General features: G+C 38.4%; 19 protein-coding genes. 10 read left to right on the top strand and 9 right to left on the bottom strand.

Annotation, left to right across the window (positions count from 1 at the left end; genetic code table 11):
* Positions 1-278: 278 nt before the first annotated feature.
* Positions 279-764: a hypothetical protein gene (locus QZ738_RS05180; protein ID WP_293785331.1), complete on the bottom strand. Its 486-nt coding sequence runs from the start codon at positions 762-764 to the stop codon at positions 279-281.
* A 50-nt stretch (positions 765-814) separates the two neighbouring features.
* Between QZ738_RS05180 and QZ738_RS05175 the strand changes: the two genes are divergently transcribed.
* The 3 genes from QZ738_RS05175 (at position 815) to QZ738_RS05165 (ending at position 4,096) form a co-directional block, all read left to right on the top strand.
* On the top strand, positions 815-1,294 hold the full coding sequence (locus QZ738_RS05175; RefSeq protein WP_293785329.1) for an ABC transporter ATPase: 480 nt from the start codon (positions 815-817) through the stop codon (positions 1,292-1,294).
* A 4-nt stretch (positions 1,295-1,298) separates the two neighbouring features.
* Positions 1,299-1,586: a YciI family protein gene (locus QZ738_RS05170; protein WP_293785327.1), complete on the top strand. Its 288-nt coding sequence runs from the start codon at positions 1,299-1,301 to the stop codon at positions 1,584-1,586.
* Positions 1,587-1,684: 98 nt separating this feature from the next.
* Complete coding sequence (locus tag QZ738_RS05165) at positions 1,685-4,096, top strand: AsmA family protein (RefSeq protein ID WP_293785325.1); 2,412 nt, start codon at positions 1,685-1,687, stop codon at positions 4,094-4,096.
* Between the two features lie 73 nt (positions 4,097-4,169).
* Here the strand turns inward: QZ738_RS05165 and mtgA are convergent, their stop codons facing one another.
* Entirely contained in the window at positions 4,170-4,898 is a 729-nt protein-coding gene (gene mtgA, locus QZ738_RS05160) for a monofunctional biosynthetic peptidoglycan transglycosylase (RefSeq protein WP_293785323.1), read from the bottom strand.
* 199 nt (positions 4,899-5,097) lie between these two features.
* Between mtgA and QZ738_RS05155 the strand changes: the two genes are divergently transcribed.
* Positions 5,098-5,904, top strand: coding sequence for a DUF1080 domain-containing protein (locus tag QZ738_RS05155; RefSeq protein WP_293785321.1), 807 nt, complete (start codon positions 5,098-5,100; stop codon positions 5,902-5,904).
* A gap of 30 nt (positions 5,905-5,934) precedes the next feature.
* The gene (locus QZ738_RS05150; protein ID WP_293785319.1) at positions 5,935-6,636 is read left to right on the top strand and encodes an SDR family oxidoreductase; all 702 of its coding nucleotides are present in this window, start codon (positions 5,935-5,937) and stop codon (positions 6,634-6,636) included.
* 390 nt (positions 6,637-7,026) lie between these two features.
* On the opposite strand, the gene rplI is transcribed toward QZ738_RS05150, so the two are convergent.
* The 4 genes from rplI to QZ738_RS05130 all read right to left on the bottom strand — a co-directional run bounded on the left by rplI (position 7,027) and on the right by QZ738_RS05130 (position 9,031).
* Entirely contained in the window at positions 7,027-7,470 is a 444-nt protein-coding gene (gene rplI / locus QZ738_RS05145; RefSeq protein ID WP_090982638.1) for a 50S ribosomal protein L9, read from the bottom strand.
* A 12-nt stretch (positions 7,471-7,482) separates the two neighbouring features.
* Entirely contained in the window at positions 7,483-7,746 is a 264-nt protein-coding gene (gene rpsR / locus QZ738_RS05140) for a 30S ribosomal protein S18 (RefSeq protein ID WP_010599582.1), read from the bottom strand.
* Positions 7,746-8,102 (bottom strand): 30S ribosomal protein S6, encoded by a 357-nt coding sequence (gene rpsF, locus QZ738_RS05135; protein ID WP_090982636.1) that lies wholly within the window; start codon positions 8,100-8,102, stop codon positions 7,746-7,748. Before rpsF ends, rpsR begins: the two co-directional genes overlap by 1 nt.
* Positions 8,103-8,437: 335 nt before the next feature.
* The gene (locus QZ738_RS05130; RefSeq protein WP_293785317.1) at positions 8,438-9,031 is read right to left on the bottom strand and encodes a hypothetical protein; all 594 of its coding nucleotides are present in this window, start codon (positions 9,029-9,031) and stop codon (positions 8,438-8,440) included.
* Between the two features lie 182 nt (positions 9,032-9,213).
* Between QZ738_RS05130 and QZ738_RS05125 the strand changes: the two genes are divergently transcribed.
* From QZ738_RS05125 to QZ738_RS05110, 4 genes are all read left to right on the top strand, one after another.
* A complete protein-coding gene (locus tag QZ738_RS05125; RefSeq protein WP_293785315.1) occupies positions 9,214-10,077 on the top strand; it encodes an AraC family transcriptional regulator in 864 nt (287 codons plus the stop codon).
* A gap of 79 nt (positions 10,078-10,156) precedes the next feature.
* Entirely contained in the window at positions 10,157-12,457 is a 2,301-nt protein-coding gene (locus tag QZ738_RS05120) for a TlpA disulfide reductase family protein (RefSeq protein ID WP_293785313.1), read from the top strand.
* A gap of 18 nt (positions 12,458-12,475) precedes the next feature.
* Positions 12,476-13,234 (top strand): DUF1570 domain-containing protein, encoded by a 759-nt coding sequence (locus QZ738_RS05115; protein ID WP_293785311.1) that lies wholly within the window; start codon positions 12,476-12,478, stop codon positions 13,232-13,234.
* A 107-nt stretch (positions 13,235-13,341) separates the two neighbouring features.
* Positions 13,342-15,168, top strand: a complete 1,827-nt coding sequence (locus QZ738_RS05110) for a DNA polymerase III subunit gamma/tau (protein WP_293785309.1) — start codon at positions 13,342-13,344, stop codon at positions 15,166-15,168.
* Positions 15,169-15,288: 120 nt separating this feature from the next.
* On the opposite strand, the gene QZ738_RS05105 is transcribed toward QZ738_RS05110, so the two are convergent.
* On the bottom strand, positions 15,289-15,696 hold the full coding sequence (locus QZ738_RS05105; RefSeq protein ID WP_293785307.1) for a hypothetical protein: 408 nt from the start codon (positions 15,694-15,696) through the stop codon (positions 15,289-15,291).
* Between the two features lie 583 nt (positions 15,697-16,279).
* Positions 16,280-18,499: an NADP-dependent isocitrate dehydrogenase gene (locus tag QZ738_RS05100; RefSeq protein ID WP_293785305.1), complete on the bottom strand. Its 2,220-nt coding sequence runs from the start codon at positions 18,497-18,499 to the stop codon at positions 16,280-16,282.
* Between the two features lie 193 nt (positions 18,500-18,692).
* Between QZ738_RS05100 and QZ738_RS05095 the strand changes: the two genes are divergently transcribed.
* A complete protein-coding gene (locus QZ738_RS05095; RefSeq protein ID WP_293785303.1) occupies positions 18,693-18,836 on the top strand; it encodes a hypothetical protein in 144 nt (47 codons plus the stop codon).
* Between the two features lie 135 nt (positions 18,837-18,971).
* Here the strand turns inward: QZ738_RS05095 and QZ738_RS05090 are convergent.
* Positions 18,972-19,181 (bottom strand): hypothetical protein (locus tag QZ738_RS05090; protein ID WP_293785301.1); only part of this gene is annotated, 210 nt, incomplete at its 5' end.

The following is a 19,181-nucleotide window of genomic DNA, read 5'->3' as shown; positions in this document are numbered from 1 at the left end:
TTGGTAAATAAATTATTTATAACCTCGCCACAACGGCTATTTAAACGCTTGTCTGGAAAACAATCTCTATACCCATTTGATAATAACATCTACAAAACTAAAAATATTTGTGTCCACACGGTAGGATCCTTCATCGGGGATATAGCGGAGAGCAGGAATAACTTTAAAAAAAGCGAATGACACTGCGCTCCAAAAACAACCAAAAATCTTTACATCACCGTGCAATTCTTGCTTATTCTCAGAAAGCAATTGCAATATCACCAATGTTAGTTCTTTATCTAAGGCTTCTGAAGATTCGAAACCTCTGCATTGATTTTATTCAGGTTATCGCGGATTAGATTTAAATCTTCAGCTTCGATGTTTTTTAAAGGGATAACAATTTGCGTAGCCATCGAATCTACGTCACCTCCCCTGTCTTTATAAGTCTGCACAATCACATCGTCGCCTTTGGTATGGATATACAATTTACCTGCAGTGGTTGTACCAAAATAATCCATATCTTTAAATTTCGACAGTTTGAAAGCGAAATACTCTGTTTTACCGTTATTAAAATATCGTTTATAACGGCAAAACCCATTGTTGGTAACATTTAACTCGTAGCGTTTTATCCGATCACTTTCCTGGCTACTGTCATAATGATCGGTAAAGGTTTTTTGAAGATAGGTGGCACACTGTTCCACGGATTCGGGGTCGGAAAAAGCACATAAAAACATGCCAGAACCCAATAACAGGGATATTTTCAAGCAGCGTGTAAACTTTTTCATCGGGTTAGCGTTTTTAACACAGCAATTTAATTAAAATCGTAAATTTGTATATGAGTTTTTCTCCACAATCAAGAGTTTGGATATACCAAAGCGATCGCAAATTTACTTCTACTGAAGAAACTGAGATCTTAAACAAGTTGGCAGCTTTTACTAACCAGTGGAAAGCACACGGAAATGAATTGCTTGCAAAAGCAGAAATACGTTATGGCTTTTTTATTATCCTAACCGTTGATGAAAGTCAGGCCGGTGTTACCGGTTGTTCGATTGATAGTTCAGTTCGCCTTATTAAAGAAATTGAGCAGGAATACCAGGTAGATCTTTTTAACCGTTTCAACATGGCCTATAAAGTAAATGGGGAAGTGGTGGTAAACAGCAAGGAAGATTTTGAAACTTTGGTTAATATAAAGCAGGTAACACCAGAAACTATTGTATTTAACAATATGGTTCAAAACCTGGCTGAGCTTGAAACGAAGTGGGAAGTCCCTTTTCAGAATAGCTGGCATTCTACTGTATTTGCACATTTATTGTAAGCCTGTGTTCATTGTAGATCTTAAATATATTGTTCCGTTAACAGAATTAGATGCGCATATGGAAGCCCATGTGCGATATTTAAAGAAGTACTATAAAAAAAATATTTTTGTGGCTTCGGGCAGAAAGGTGCCCCGTACCGGTGGAATTATTTTAGCCCTGGCCAAAGATGAGGCTGAATTAAAGAAAATCCTGATGGAGGATCCCTTTTACAAACACCGTTTGGCCGATTTCACGATCACCCATTTCCTCACTTCTCAATACCATCCAGATCTGGAATCGCTCTTAAGTTAACCGATTTACAAGAGCAGTTGCTATTGCAGCTATTTTTTATTGTTAGCCAAACAATTAGCTAACAAAAAACATTATATTGGTTATATCAAATAATGTGTATGAAGCGCTGGCTCAAAATCTCTTTAAAAATCGTATCGGCTTTAGTTATCCTGATTATCTTAACCTGGCTGGCAGGTGCTTTTTACATCAGCAGAAATAAAAAAGAAGTATTGGCTTCTATCCTCGCGCAACTGAATAAAAATTTAAACGGACAGATTACCGCAACCAGTATGGAGCCTACGCTTCTGAAAAGTTTTCCGGGGGTTTCTGTTTCTTTAAACGGCGTTTTGTTGAGGGACAGCTTATGGACGCAGCATAAACACGATCTGTTAAAAGCGCAGGATATTGATGTATCTCTAAATGTACTCTCCCTTATCGTAGGTAATATCAATATCAAACAAATTGCCATTAACAACGCTTCTATTTATATCTATACCGATTCTACAGGTTATAGCAACACCAGTATTTTTAAGAGTAAGACTGAAAACGATAAAAAATCATCGCCAAAATCATCGGCACTGGAAGTGAAAAAAATTGATTTTAACAAGGTGAGTTTGGTATTGGACAATAAGAAAAGATTCAAGCTGTTCAACTTTAACATCGATCAGATCCAGGGTAGAATGGAGTACCCGGATAGTGGCTGGACCGGTAAAATTAAGTTAGTAACTCAAGTAAACAGTTTTGCCTTTAATACGCGCAAGGGAAGCTTTTTGAAAGATAAAACTTTAGAGGGCACCTTAAAAGCACATTATAGCAGAAATCTGGATGCGATACTATTGGATCCCGAAATCCTGAACATCGGTGGTCACCCTTTTAAAATCGGTGCTAAAATAGAACTGGCTAAATCTGCTTTTGCCATTAGCATTGCTGTTGATGATATTTTATTCAGAGATGTTGCCTTACTTTTGTCACCCAACATCTCCTCTAAACTACTTAAATTCGGTATCGAAAAACCGATCGATATCCGCGGGAACATCATTGACGACGGATCAGGTAAATATGGTGATCCTTTGATCAAGGTTGGCATAAAGGTGAGGGATAATGTGGTTTCCATCCCGGCGGGTAAACTAACGGCTTGTAATTTTGATGGCTCATTCACCAATCGCGATACTGTTGGCGGTATTATTGGCGATGAAAATTCGTCTATCAAATTCCACAGGCTTACGGCAAAGTATTTTAATGCGCCGCTTAAGATCGACACATTTACGGTGAACAACCTATCCCGCCCTATTGCCACCGGATTGGTTACCTCGCAATTCCCGCTAACCAATTTAAACAATTCATTGGGCACGAACGACTTCGATTTTAAAAGCGGCACAGCCAACTTAAGGTTATATTGTAAGGCTGATATCGACAATTTCAGATTTACCAAACCAGTGGTTTCCGGCAAAATACAGATTGCCGATGCGGATATCCTTTACATTCCAAGAAAACTTCACCTGGTAAAGAGTGCTTTGGACATTGACTTTAACCAAAATGACTTATCCATACACAACGGGCATTTCCAATTGGGTAAAAGTGAACTAAATGTTAGCTGTAGTATCGCCAATTTTGCAAACCTATATTACACCGCCCCAGAAAAAATATTGGTGAATTTAAAGATGTCGAGTCCGCAACTTTACCTTAAAGAATTTTTACCTTTTTTGGGACCAAGAACAACGAAGAAAAAACCGAGCGGCAATAAACAAATGGTTTCCAAAGAGCTGAGCAACGTGCTGGAACTTTCTAAAATGAACATCCGTTTAACCGTAGATAAAGCCATTTATGATAACTTCCTGGCCAAAAATCTCGATGCCGACATTTCTTTGCGTGGCGGAGGTATATTCTTCAACAAAATTAGTGTCGTACATGCGGGCGGACAGTTATCCCTAAATGGAAATATTATGCAGGAAGCGGCATCAAATAGTTTTAAAATCAGCTCAAAGATCAGCCATGTTAGCGTGAAAGACTTTTTTTATTCTTTTGATAATTTTGGTCAAAATACCATAACCAATAAAAATTTAAAAGGTTATTTATCCTCATTGGTTAATATTTCAGGCAGAATCTCACAAGCCGGAAAAATTCTTCCGCGATCAATCAATGGCAAAGTGGTATTTAACCTGAATAACGCTGCTTTGGTTAATTTCGAACCGATGGTTAACGTAGGTAAATTTGCTTTTGCCAACAGGAACCTGTCAAATGTAGAAATCAAAAACCTTGATGGAACCCTTACCATACGTGGCGATAAGGTAGAAATTAGTCCGATGCAGATCAACTCCAGTGCTTTAAATTTTAATGTCAAAGGCATTTATGCTTTAGGGAAAGGCACAAATGTACAGATGGACATTCCGCTGAGAAATCCAAAGGGAGATGAAAATCTAACCAAATCGGAACGAAGAGAAGCCCGCATGCGTGGCATCGTATTGCACTTAAAAGCTATTGATGACGAAAAAGGCGGGATAAAGATCAGGTGGAACAAGGATCATGATTAGTTAAGTCGTTAGTCTCAAGTCCAAAGTCCTAAGTCGAAAAATGGACTGAAGACTCAGGACTTTAGACTTCAGACTAAAAATCAAGTGGTCCCAACCTGTTCATATTTCTTAAAATCAGGTATTGGCGATGTCTGATGTACGGGGTCGCATTTTTAGGCGTCCACCTTCTGGGGTTGGGAAAACAGGATGCAATTAAAGCGGCTTGTTTTTTTGTCAATTTTGTGCACGATTTGCCGTAATACTCCTGGGCGGCTGCCTCGGCTCCGTAAATTCCGTCGCCCATTTCAATTACGTTGAGGTAAACTTCCAATATTCTTTCTTTGCTCCAAAACAACTCTATTAACAAAGTAAAATAGGCTTCAAAACCTTTTCTGATCCATGAACGGCCAGGCCAAAGAAAAACATTTTTAGCGGTTTGTTGCGAAATGGTACTCCCGCCTTTTACCTTTTTACCTTTAGCATTACTGGCAAAAGCTTTTTCAATGGCTTTCATATCAAAACCAATATGGGATAAAAAAAGCTGATCTTCTGCAGAAACGGCTGCCCTTTTCATATTATCAGAAATATCTTCAAATTTCACCCATTTTTTCTCTGTTTTAAAAGGCTTTCCATCCGCTTTGCGCTCAATGTTCCGCAGTACCATCAAAAGGGTGATAGGCGGATTAATGAAACGAAGTGCAATAACCCAAAACACAGAAACCAACAAAAAATAGATGAATACTTTTGTAGCCACATTTGTAATTTTCTTCAGCAATGGGTGTTTTGGTTTACTGTTGGTTCTGGTTGCCCGTGTTTTTGCCATAAACGCAAAGGTAATTAAAGAGATGGAAAATTTAAGGGGGAATAATGGACCGAAGTATGATCATTTATTTGACAGCAGCCTTAAATTATAATGATAAATAAGTTTGTTTATGTATTTTAGACCGACAATGAGAATCAACTTTTCTCATTGCCTGCTCCACACGAAAACCGGAATATCAGAACCACGAACAAATAAACAAATGAAAAAACTTAGCTACCTATTACTCGCCCTTGGCCTATGGGGCTGTAGCACCACTAAAAATATCAACAGATCTGAAAAGTGGATCACACTTTTTAACGGGAAAGACATTAAGAATTGGAATGTTAAAATCCACCATCATGATTACAATGTAAATTTCGGCAATACTTTCAGGGCTGAAGATGGGATTATTCAGGTTCGGTATGATCAATATGGTGATTTTAATGACCAGTTCGGCCACTTATATTATAAAACACCTTTTTCATATTATCATTTAAAATTGAAATACCGCTTCGTAGGTGAATTGCAAAAAGGAGCGCCTGCTTACACCTTACGCAATAGCGGTGTGATGTTCCACTCTCAGGATCCGAAAACGATGCCTAAAGAACAAGACTGGCCAATTTCGATTGAAATGCAGTTTCTAGGCGGTTTAAGCGATGGTCGTCCGCGCCCTACAGGAAATATGTGTTCGCCAGGTACCGATATTTTTTATAAAGGTAAATTGTATGATGAACATTGCCTGGATTCTAAATCTAAGACATACGATGGCGACCAATGGGTATCTGCCGAATTGATTGTATTAGGCGATTCACTTGTTACCCACATCATCAATGGCGATACGGTGCTACAATATAGCAAGCCTCAGATTGGCGGAGACGTGGCCAACCGTTACGACCCTAAAATTAAAATAGATGGTAAAGCGCTTAAAGCTGGTTTTATTGCTTTACAAAGTGAAGGGCAGCCTGTTGATTTTAAAGATATCCAGATCATGGAGCTTCCTCACCATGAAATGAAAAAATCCAGGTAAACATTTTTCGATATCATACGTTACAACAACATGAAAGTTGCATTAATTACAGGCGGAAGCAAAGGAATTGGTTTTGGCATTGCCGAATCACTTTTAAAAGAAGGCTATAAAGTAGCCATAACCAGCAGAACGATTGCCAGCGCAAATCAGGCTGCATCTCAGCTGGTAGCTCATGGCGATGTATTGGCTATTGAAGCAGATGTGGTAGATTTTAAATCCCAACAGGATGCTGTAAATCTAATACTCGAAAAATGGGGACAATTGGATATATTGATTGCCAATGCCGGTATCGGGCATTTTGCGCCGATTGACGAATTGGATATTAATTTATGGAAGGAAACGATCGACACCAACTTAACAGGTGTTTTCTACAGTATTAAAGCCTCGGTTGAGGAAATTAAAAAAACAAAAGGACACATATTTACCATTTCCAGTTTGGCAGGCACAAACTTTTTTGCCGGAGGATCGGCTTATAATGCCAGTAAATTCGGTCTGACTGGTTTTACGCAATCGGTGATGCTCGATTTAAGGAAGTATGGTGTAAAAGTAAGCACTATTATGCCGGGATCAGTAGCAAGTCACTTTAATGATCATCAACCCAATGCCGAAGACGATGCCTGGAAAATCCAGCCAGAAGATATGGGCAAACTGATTGTTGATTTATTGGCCATGCCGGCTAGAACACTGCCTAGCAAGGTAGAAATCAGACCAACAACGCCGAAAGGATCATAAGGAGGGATGATGGAAATGGAGGATGGACAATGGAGTTAATTGTACAACCAAAATAGACGATCATCATTTTTACACTGCGGGAAGCGATTAGCGTTTCCCGTACACTTCGATAACTTAACTCAATATCAGTTCATTGCATAATTCACACCATCCAAATAAGCTGACTTTATTACAAGAAACGCGTCAATTTGGGTTGACTTCGTTAAAAATTAATAAAAATGGCATTTAGGCGTTCTATTGATGAAAATTTAAATCAATAGAAAGTTAACAGATCAAACACTTTAGCCACAAAACGTAAACCGCCTTCTTAATTCCATCTTACCTGATCCGTTTTCCACAAAAAAAGTCCCGATTTTCACCGGGACTTTCTATGTATTCTTTAAAGAATGCTTATTCAGCAATTACTTCGAAAGGAACCTGAACTTTAACTTCTTTGTGTAAGTTTAAGTTAGCCACATATTCGCCAACAAATTTAGGTTCAGTTTCGAAAGTGATGCGACGACGGTCTACATCAAAGCCTTGCGCTTTTAACGCTTCAGCAATCTGGATGGTGTTAACCGCTCCGAAGATTTTTCCGCTTTCGCCTGCTTTGGCACCGATTGAAAGTTTAACCTCAGCTAAACGCTCAGCCACACCTTCAGCATCTTTCTTAATTTTATCTTGTTTAAAAGCAGCTTGCTTTAAGTTTTCCGCCAATACTTTTTTAGCAGAAGAAGTAGCTAGCGCTGCAAATCCTTGAGGGATTAAATAGTTACGGCCAAAACCTGGCTTTACGGTAACTACATCGTCTTTCTCACCAAGGCCTTTAATATCTTGTTTTAAAATAATTTCCATATCTCTAGCCTCCTATTTTAATTGATCAGCAACGAAAGGTAACAAACCGATATGACGGGCACGTTTAACGGCCTGAGCCACTTTACGTTGGAATTTTAACGAAGTACCGGTTAAACGGCGTGGTAACAATTTACCTTGATCGTTAATAAATTTCAACAAGAAGTTTGCATCCTTGTAATCGATATATTTAATTCCGTTTTTCTTGAAACGGCAATATTTTTTACGGTTATCCTCTACTTTAGGGGCAGTTACGTATTGTATTTGTTCTCTGGCCATTACGCTGCAACCTCCTTAGTTTTTTTGTTAAAAGCACCACTACGCTTTTTCTCATTGTAAGCAACAGCGTGTTTGTCTAAACGGATAGTTAAGAAACGTAACACACGCTCATCGCGTTTTAATTCAAGCTCTAATTTTGCGATCAAATCTCCTGAAGCTTTGTATTCAGTTAAGTTGAAGAATCCATTTGATTTTTTTGCAATTGGATACGCTAATTTTCTCAAACCCCAATTATCTTCCTGGATAATTTCGGCTCCGTTATCAGTTAGAACGGCTTTGAATTTAGCTAATGCCTCTTTCGCAGCTTCTTCAGATAACAACGGGGTTAGAACGATAACAGTTTCGTACTGATTCATTGTTATAAATTATGTTTTTAATTTTTTAATCCCGAGGTATATTACGGGGATGCAAAAGTAATAATATATTTCTTAAAATCAAATGATTATTAGATTTTATCTGCTGAAAGGTAAGGGGCTGAAATGGAAGATGGTAAATGAAGATGGAAAGCGAAAGCGAAGAGAAGAATGGGAATAGCAACTTTGTACAACATCATCCATCCGATATCATCCATTTTACATAAAATTGATCAGATTTTACTGATCGAAGGCAGTCTGGCAACTCATCCATCTTACATAAAAAAGGGAGCTGTCTATCCGACAATCTCCCTAAATCAATTAGCTGTAAATGCTTTTTAATACGTTGCTATTGTTTTTACAAAACTATCATCATTGTACTTCACCACAAAAGTTAATTCTTTAGAATCTGTTTTGCTGATATTGAATTTTTTTACCAACTGAGATTTATCTCTGAACACCTCATTATAAACCCTATCATTGTATTCATTGTACACGCTCACTTCTACCGGGTTGTTCTCCAGATTTTCCATCTGAAGCGTAATTACCTGATCTTTTTCAGTATAAACAGGCTTAAATACGTTGGATATCTTTGGCTCAGAAACAATTGCTTCACCATTTTTAATCACTACATTATATTTAGCCACCTTTTTATCCGACGCTGCTTTAAGCGTATATTTCCCATCAGGAAGTTCATTCAGATCGTAGATTTTACTGGAAGCAGCCGTAGCATGGATACTTTCTTCAAATAAGACCTCATCATATGCATCAATTAGCGATACATTAATATTTTCTGCTTTATCTACAGAGAAACGGATAAATTTTTCCTTTTCACCTTTCACTGTTAAAGTAAAATCACCATCGTTAGCGTGTACACCCGTAGCAGTAAAAAACAACGCTGCTATTAAACCGATTTTTAAGAACTTTTTCATAACCAATATTTTTAAAGAGTTAATCATTATATGATACCCCTAAGGTACGGTGGTATCTGAAATATAGGTGATTGCATATTTGCCAATATCTATGCTATATTGTCCGAAATGGCCTATTATTTTAACCAAATCCATAATAAAGCATATTTTTTTAGTATTTTAGCCTAATAACTTAGCAAAATATGAAGCCAAGCTTTGAGGTAGTTGAACCTTCTTTTGGAAGTTCATTTTATTATTCTAAATATGTAGAAAATGCCAATAACATGGCACACCTTTGGCACTATCACCCCGAAATTGAGATCGTATTTGTTAACGGCGGGGCGGGGAAAAGGCAAATCGGCAGTCACGTTTCCTATTATACAGAAGGCGACTTGATTTTAATTGGCAGCAACCTCCCCCATTGTGGCTTTACCGACACCAATACCGGCAATAAAAATGAAACCGTTATTCAGATGAAACCCGATTTTCTGGGCAGTATTTTTTTAGGACTGCAGGAGACCAAAGGAATACAAGAATTGTTTGATAAATCAAAAGCCGGAATAGCCTTTGGCACTGAAACGATGTGGGCCGTGGGCAACAGGATAGAAATGATGGATGAGCAGCCACCTTTTGAAAGACTTTTATCCCTGCTCACTATATTAAAAGATCTCGAGCATGCAAAAGACTACAAGATTTTAAACGCCGATGGTTTTTCGATGGAAATGCAGGTGCAGGATAACGACCGCATCAATATGATTTTTAATTATGTAAAAGATCACTTCCAGGAGCAAATCAGCTTAAAGTATGTTGCAGAAATGTCGAGCATGACCGTCCCCTCCTTTTGCCGCTACTTCAAAAAGATCACCAAGAAAACCTTTACCCATTTCGTAAACGAATATCGGGTAGTACATGCCTCAAAGCTTTTGGCCGAAAAACAGACCAGCATTGCGAATATTTCTTACGAAAGCGGTTTTAACAACTTCAGCCATTTTAATAAATTATTTAAGGAATTTACAGGCAAAAGCGCCTCGGAGTATAGAAATGAACTGAAATCGTTAATCAAATAGTTTACAACGCTTTATTTAACAAAATTTAACGTACAACACCTCGTTTTTTAGTTATAATTGTTTTTTATACTCTAAAACCATGACCTACAGCGCTCTATCAAAAAAAATTACCCTCGCTTTCCTGTTTTTAATTATCGCAATTGCAGGATATGCGCAAAAAACAGTCAATAATCCTGCTACCGGCTTCAACAACAGCCCTTCGTCACTGAAAATTACAAAAATAGTAACATCGGATAGCGCAACCGTAGTATGGTTTACCACTAGATATCCTGCTGGTCAGTGGATCAGAATACCAAAAAACACCTACATCCAGGACAACGTCAGTCCAACTAAGCATTATATCCAAAAAGCGGTTGGTATACCATTAGCGGCGCAGTATTTTATGCCAGAAACCGGGGTAGTATCGTATCAGCTTATTTTCCCTAAAGTAAATGCAAAAGCTACCGTTATTGATTATGGAGAAGAGGGCGATAATGGCTGGAAAATTTACGACATTGCTCTGCAGAAGCGTAAAACTTTACTTCCAAATTTTATCTATTCCAGCTGGTATGATAAAGACAACAGTAATCTTGAAGTCGCATTTTTCAACAAAGCGGTTATTTACCAAAACAAAGTTTGGTCCTATAAAAGTATCCTCAAAAAAACCACTGGAAATACTGCTATATCCATTACTAACGGAAAAGAAACCAGGCAACTATTAGTTAGCGAACTGAAAAACAATAAAATTAACCTTACTGCTGATCGTAAGACCATACAGTTGAGCCAAACCCAGGTTAACTGCAAACGACTCATCAGCAAAGAAACCTATAAACTTCCCATCTTTAGAAACGATAGCGCAACTTTCAGCGGTTACATTGCAAACTACAGTCCCAAATTGGGCATCAAAACCTTGATGTTATATATAGATAATATTATTACGGGAGAACAGGAAAATCAAATCATAAAAATACAGAAAAACGGCTATTTTTCCACCAAAGTAGGAATTTATCGCCCTCAAAGGGTCTATCTGAGATCAGGCCTCATCAATGAAAACAACATCTATTTAGAACCTGGCAAACCACTATTTATGATCATGGGCAGCGAAAATCTCATGTATCAAGGTCCTTTGGCACAATTAAATGAAGATCTTAATCTTTTAAATAAAATTGATTTATTCGATTATGACGACATGAAAAAGAAGATCGTTGATATGAAACCTAACGATTACAAGAATTATCTACTCAACCTACAGAAAACAGAACTGACCAAGTTAGACTCCATTCATCAATTGGGAACCCTTTCGGAAAAAGCTTACCAGATCAAAAAAACAAATATCATCTGCCGTTATGCCAACCATGTTATTGAGTACAACTGGCATTATGAACCTGCCAATAAAGACAATAAAAAAGCGGCAGAAAAATACCCAAGTGATTACTATAATTTTTTCGATAAGAAAATCATTAATAATGAGCTTTCGGTAATCAGTGCAGATTACGATACCTTTATTAACCGATTTGAATTTTTACCAGGAGTAAAACCTGAAAGCTATAGCTATACATATAATTACGCTGTGATGTTTCAAGCGCTCAAAGAAAATAACATCGCGCTTACCGACCTGGATAAATCTTTCGAAAAATTTATATCAGCAGATGGACTCTCGCTAAAGATAGACAGCATGGATAAATCCACGCAAGACGCCTGGCTCGAAAAACGTGGTGATTTTATAAAAATCTTCAACAATAAATCCGCTACAAATTTTTACTTCAAAAAAATTGATTCAGCATTTAATATCGACAAAGGGATTTTGTTTGATATCATGAGGGCACAAGATATTTTAGGGCCGATTGTTGACGAACTTTCACCGATTCAAGAAGAAAATCTGGACTATGCCCTATCAGACATCAAGAATCAGTTTATAAAAGATTACATCAGGCTGAAAAATGAGGATACTAAAAAGCAATTAATCGCGAATAAAAAAAATGGCGGGTATTTTGTCAATCAAACCCCAAAAGTAGAAGCAGATAAAATTTTAGATACCATTGTTAGCAAATATAAAGGTAAAGTCATTCTGGTTGATTTTTGGGCAACATGGTGCGGCCCCTGCCTTAATGGGATAGCCGAAATCAGACCTTTAAAAGAGGAAATGAAAGATAATAATATGGTATTTGTTTATATTACTGATGAAAGCTCGCCATTGGCTACCTATCAAAATTTAGTACCTACGATAAAGGGACAGCACTATAGGTTAAAAAGCGATGAATGGCGTTATTTAGCTGACAAGTTTAAAATAAATGGCATTCCCCACCAGGTACTGATCAATAAAGAAGGAAAAGTGGTAAACCCGGATTTGGGATTTATGGATAATGGCCAATTAAAAAAACTGTTAGAAAAATACCTGTAAAAAGAGTTAGACAGCGATATGAAAAAATTCCTGCTGCTTGTCATAGCGAATATGATTTGCGCATCGCTTTATGCCCAGTATGTAGACATTAACCTGGTCAATTGCAAAATAAGCGACACTGAACAAAAGAAAATAGAAAAGCTCATTGCCTATGAACGTATGTTCTGCAACGAAATTTTTGAAACGAGGGAAAACATCACTGCCCCGGTAAAACTAAACCTTTACGGAAAAAGTAAAGATTATCGGTTAGTGCAAAAAACATATAAAGCACCTGTTAACAGTGCCGGATTTTATATAGCTGCAATTAATGAAGCTTTTGTATACAAAAGCAGCGATTTCATTTCGGTTGCACTCCATGAAGCCAGTCATAGCATTTTTCAGTTGAATTTTAAAAATTCGCCCAAATGGTTAAATGAAGGATTGGCAGAGTTCTTTGAAACCCTGGATTTTGACAGTGATGGAAATCTATACGCTTATCCGCAAAGTGGCAGAATTAAGAGCATAAAAGCAGGAATAGATTTGAAAAACAGCGAAAGGTTAAAAAATTTCTTTAGAATATATAGCGGTTCGTTCTACGGGCATAATGTAGATGACAACTATAATACAGCTTACAGCGTAATTTACTTTTTCGTCAAATCAAAGCGTGGAGATATGCTTAAAAACATCATAAAACTCATTTCCCAGGGTTACGATACCGAAAAAGCAATCGAACTTACTTTTGGTAGTTTCGACAAGTTCGAAGAGAGATATAAACAATTTTATTACTATCACAGATAATTTTTAATCCCGGCTGATAAGTTAGGTTCTTTATGACCACATTTCAACTTTTCCACATTCCATCTTTTCAATCTCACAACACCTAAATTTTTCCTATTTTCGTGCCGATGGAAAATTTTATCGTTTCTGCCCGTAAATACCGCCCAGCCACCTTCGAAACCGTTGTTGGCCAGCAGCATATTACCGGTACGTTAAAAAATGCCATTAAAAACAATCAGCTTGCCCAGGCATTTTTATTTTGCGGGCCACGTGGAGTGGGTAAAACAACCTGTGCCCGTATCCTGGCAAAAACTATTAACTGTACCAATCCTACAGCCGATATGGAAGCCTGTGGCCAATGCGACAATTGCCAATCTTTCCAGAACGGACACTCATTTAACGTACATGAATTAGATGCGGCTTCCAATAACTCTGTTGATGATATCCGCAGTTTAATTGAGCAGGTTAGAATCCCGCCACAAGCCGGAAAATATAAAATCTATATCATTGATGAGGTCCACATGTTATCTCAAAGTGCATTTAACGCCTTTTTGAAAACACTGGAAGAACCGCCATCTTATGCTATTTTTATCCTGGCTACCACCGAAAAACATAAAATCCTGCCAACCATTTTATCGCGTTGCCAGATTTTTGATTTTAACCGCATCCAGGTAGAAGATATTGCCAATCACCTATCCAAAATAGCCCAACGCGAAAATATTGCTTTTGAAAGCGATGGTTTACACATCATTGCGCAAAAAGCAGACGGAGGTTTACGTGATGCGCTTTCCATGTTCGATCAGATTGCCAGTTATGCAAACAAGAACATTACCTATAAAGCGGTTATCGACAACCTTAATATTTTAGATTACGATTATTTTTTCAGGCTTACTTCCTACTTAACTGCAGCAGAAGTGAGTCAGACCCTGCTTCTGTTTGACGAAATCCTGAACAATGGTTTTGATGGCAACAACTTCATCAATGGTTTGGCCAGTCATTTCCGTAATTTATTGGTGGGTAAAGATGCCGCTACCATTAAATTATTAGAGGTTAGCGAAAACATTAAACAAAAATATCTTGATCAGTGCAGGCAAACCGAACTGTCATTTCTGTTAACCGCACTCAATTTAGCCAATACCTGCGATTTAAACTATAAAAACTCTAAAAACCAGCGTTTGCAGGTAGAATTGGCGCTCATTAAAATGTGCCATATCCGGTCGGTCGTCAATTTAGCACAACAGCCTTTAAGCCATAATAATACAGCAACTGACGCAGATCAGGATAAAAAAAAAACTAATGTCGTAGCTGAACAAGCTGAAAACACAAAGCTGAAAGCGGAAAGCGCAAACACTATTCCTGCACCAATACCTGCTGTTAACACGCCGGTTCAGCCCGGTATACCTGTAGAAGAAAAGGCAAAAGAAAGCCCTAAAGTAAGCATTCCTCCACCCTCTGCAACTTCCATCAGCATCAATATCCCAAAGGCAAGTGCAACAAGTATGCTGATTCCGTCTTTGAATGATTTCGACCGTATCGCAAAGGAGGAAGAAGATAAAGGACCGAAAAAAGCAACCGGCGAAGCAAGGGAGCCTTTCAGTTGCGACCGTTTGCTGGAAGTTTGGAATATCTTTACGCAGAAGATGAAAGCTGCCGATAAGATTAACCTTTTCACCATCTTAAATAATTTTGCGCCAAAACTTTTAAACCCGGAACTGATTGAAATTTCGGTAGAGAGTAAAACACAGGAACACCTGGTACAACAGGAATCGGTTGAACTGTTAAATTTCTTACGAAACGAGCTTCGGAATTTCGGTATTGAGGTTACTTATAAATTAACCGAGCGGAAGATAGAAAACAGGCTCTACGGTAACCGCGAAAAGTATGATTACCTGGTTAACAAGAACCCAAAATTGGATGAATTGAGAAGAAGATTCAACCTGGATATTAATCCTTAGTCAGTTTACAATTTTCAGTTTACAATCTATAGTTTGCAATCTATAGTTTGCAATTTATAGTTTTCAGTTGGCAGTTTTAATTTACAGATAACTGAAAACTACCAACTGAAAACTGCGAAGCTAGTCTTTTGGTGAATCATTGATTGGATAACCTTCTTCATCCAGATCATCACGGTTATCTTCCGGTGTACGGGCAAGAATTTCATCTTCGGCACTAAGTTTTACACTTTCGCCATTATCCACGTGCATGCCTAACTCTTCTAAGTTATCTTCGGCAATTTCTTCATTGCTGGCATATTCATCACCAACATAAGGATTGGCCTCATCATAGGTCGAATCATCATCTCTTGCACCCACAGCAACAGTTTCATATCCCATCGGATGATCGTACTCTTTGTCTGTTCCTTTCACGTCAAGTTCGTAACTTTCTTTATTTTCGTCATACGATAAATTTTCCCGGTTAATTTCGCTACTTTCTGTAGTGCTATGTATTTTGTCGTTCGATCCTTTATTTTCGTTAATTTCCATGGTATTGGTCTTCTTTAATTTATATTCTTATAACAAAGCGGTATAAATAAGGTTTTCGTTAGCCCTACAATTTTCTTATTATTTGGGCGTGCCCCAAGCTGCGCAAGGGTCGGGCTATACACTTCAAGTCCTCGCCGTCGTTCCTCATGGCTGTGGGCTTTCCGTTGCTATCCCTCACGCAGCAAAGCGCCGATAATCGTCAAGCTTTAAGCTATAGATGAATATAACGTGGAGACTTTAGTTATTTAATCGGGTCCTCGTTTCGGCCTGAGGGGATACAGGCAGAGACCCTGCTGATTAATATCGACGTAAATAGTAAGCAATGACCAATCCACCTAAACCCGATCAAAGCGGATCCCGACAAAGAGTCGGGAGAAGCGGGAGCGGGACTGCTGTAACCCAAATGCTTCTGCATCTGCTTTCCAAGTAAATAAGAATCCTCAAATTCCAGCAAAATGAATAAAAATTCGGAATGATGCATCACAAAAAAGCGTCCCGATTTTTACATCAGAACGCTAAATACTTCAAGAGTTGTCAACTTCCATACTAGAAGCATATTAAAGTTGACAACTCAAATTATAGCTTACAAAGAAGCCAAAGCCGCATTTAATGTTTCACTTGGGCGCATCGCTTTGCTGGCCAACTCATCACTAGGGTTATAGTAACCGCCAATGTTTTGAGGTTTGCCTTGTGCCCCAATCAATTCTTCATTAATTTTCGCCTCGTTTTCCAATAAAGCTTTCGCTAATGGGGCAAACTTAGCCTGTAAATCAGCATCTTTAGTTTGTGCAGCTAATGCTTCGGCCCAATATAAGGCTAAATAAAAGTGAGAACCACGGTTATCGATGGTACCTAATTTTCTACCCGGCGATTTGTCGGTTGCCAAAAATTTAGCATTGGCCTCATCTAAAGCATCGGCCAAAACCTGCGCTTTTGCATTATTTTGAGTTTGCGATAAATGCTCTAAAGAAGCCTGAAGCGCCAGGAATTCACCTAACGAATCCCAACGAAGATAACCTTCTTCAATAAACTGCTCTATATGTTTCGGTGCAGAACCACCGGCACCGGTTTCGAACAAACCACCACCATTCATTAAAGGAACAATAGATAACATTTTGGCAGATGTTCCTAATTCCAGGATCGGGAATAAATCAGTTAAATAATCACGCAATACGTTACCCGTAACCGAAATAGTATCTAAACCTTTACGGATACGCTCCAAAGTAAATTTAGTGGCTTCAATCGGAGCCAGAATGCGGATATCTAAACCCGTAGTGTCGTGATCTTCTAAATAAGTATTTACTTTAGCAATAATCTCTCTGTCATGCGCTCTTTGCTCATCCAACCAGAAAACAGCTGGAGTTTCAGATAAACGTGCCCTGTTTACGGCTAATTTTACCCAGTCCTGAATCGGCGCATCCTTGGTTTGGCACATGCGAAAGATATCGCCTGTTTCTACTTTCTGATCGAAAAACACCTTGCCTTCAGCATCGGTAACGCGGATGGTTCCCGAACCTGTAGCCTGGAAAGTTTTATCATGTGATCCATACTCTTCAGCTTTCTGAGCCATTAAGCCCACATTTGGTACCGAACCAATGGTCGTTACGTCAAATGCTCCGTTCGCTTTACAATCATCGATGGTTGCTGTATAAACACCAGCATAACAACGGTCCGGAATCAAAGCAATGGTATCCTGCAGTTTACCTGCTGCGTTCCACATCTGCCCTGAAGTACGGATCATGGCCGGCATAGAAGCATCAACAATTACATCGCTTGGCACATGTAAGTTAGTAATCCCTTTATCAGAGTTTACCATGGCCAAAGCCGGACCATTTTCAATGGCCTGAGCCAATGCAGCTTCTACTTCAGCCTGTTTAGGGTTACCTGCAATTTTAGCGTAAACATCACCTAAACCATTACGGGTATCTATATTTAATTCTTTAAAAAGATCAGCATATTTCGTAAAAACATCTGCAAAATAAACCTCTACAATCGCTCCGAAAATAATCGGGTCAGAAACTTTCATCATAGTTGCTTTTAAGTGCGCAGATAATAACACACCAGCAGCTTTGGCTTCAGCAATTTCTTTCGCTACAAAAGTTTTCAAAGCTGATAAGCTCAAGGCCGAACTATCGATCACCTCTCCTGCTTTCAATGGCGATAATCCTTTTAACTCGGTTACCGAACCATCAGCAGCTACAAATTCTATTTTAAACTGGCTTGCTTCCGCAACAGTAGTCGACTTCTCTGAACCATAAAAATCGCCTTCTGTCATACTGGCCACTCTGGTTTTTGAATCTGAAGACCATTTACCCATCGAGTGTGGGTTTTGCTTGGCATAGTTTTTAACTGCTTTGGGTGCCCTGCGATCGGAGTTACCTTCCCGTAAAACCGGGTTTACAGCCGAACCTAAAACTTTTGCATATTTAGCTTTTATTGCTTTGTCTTCGTCACTCTGTGCATTTTCTGGATAATTTGGAATAGCAAAGCCCTGCGCCTGAAGTTCGGTTATTGCACCTATCAATTGTGGGATAGAAGCAGAAATATTTGGTAATTTAATAATGTTTGCCTCTGGAGTGGTTGCTAAAGTACCAAGCTCAGCCAGCGCATCACCAATTTTTTGATCGTCTTTTAAATACTCCGGAAAGTTGGCCAAAATTCTTCCTGCTAAAGAAATATCTCTGGTTTCTACATCAATACCCGCTGAGGCGGTAAAAGCTTGTACGATAGGTAAAAGTGAATAGGTTGCCAACATGGGCGCCTCATCGGTTTTGGTGTAGATAATTTTTGATGTATTTGACATGTTTCTATTGATTTTGCTTATTATGTTTAATTATTCAATCGGTTTATGGCTCAAACCGATCTTTTTAAAATCGCCTAAAGATAAAATAATCGAATGAATTAAGGAACACAGTAATGTTATTTATGGTTTGGATGTGCAGTTATTTACAGACGACGAGTAAACTATTAATGACTGATTTTGATTTTGGAGCGCCATGTCATTTTCTATTTTTAAAGGTAATCCTGCTCTTCGCTTTATCCCCAATGAAAGATCGAAGGATGCCCGTTTCGGTCAGGGCGATAAACTTAGGCAGTTGCATGGAAAACTGGCCTGGTTAGCAGAAAAACGACCAATCTAAACCTGATCTAACGTATGCCACTTTCATCGCAAAAGGTAGAGCAGGATAAAAATAAATTACGGAACGGTGAAATTGATTTCCTCAAAATAAGTAACTATTACAGCGTAATGTTGGCGAAGACGCATAGATAAAACATTAAAAGTTGTTGTTTTTAGAAGCGCAGGGGCATTCGCTTTGTTTTAAAGTTCGTCCTGCTCTTCGCTTTATCCCGATGAAATATCCTACCGTGTGGACACAAATATTTTTAGTTTTGTAGATGTTATTATCAAATGGGTATAGAGATTGTTTTCCAGACAAGCGTTTAAATAGCCGTTGTGGCGAGGTTATAAATAATTTATTTACCAA

This window comes from uncultured Pedobacter sp., assembly GCF_913776295.1.
Lineage (GTDB): Bacteria > Bacteroidota > Bacteroidia > Sphingobacteriales > Sphingobacteriaceae > Pedobacter.
Note: the sequence above shows the minus strand (reverse complement) of the source record. Positions and strands in the feature narration are given on the sequence as shown.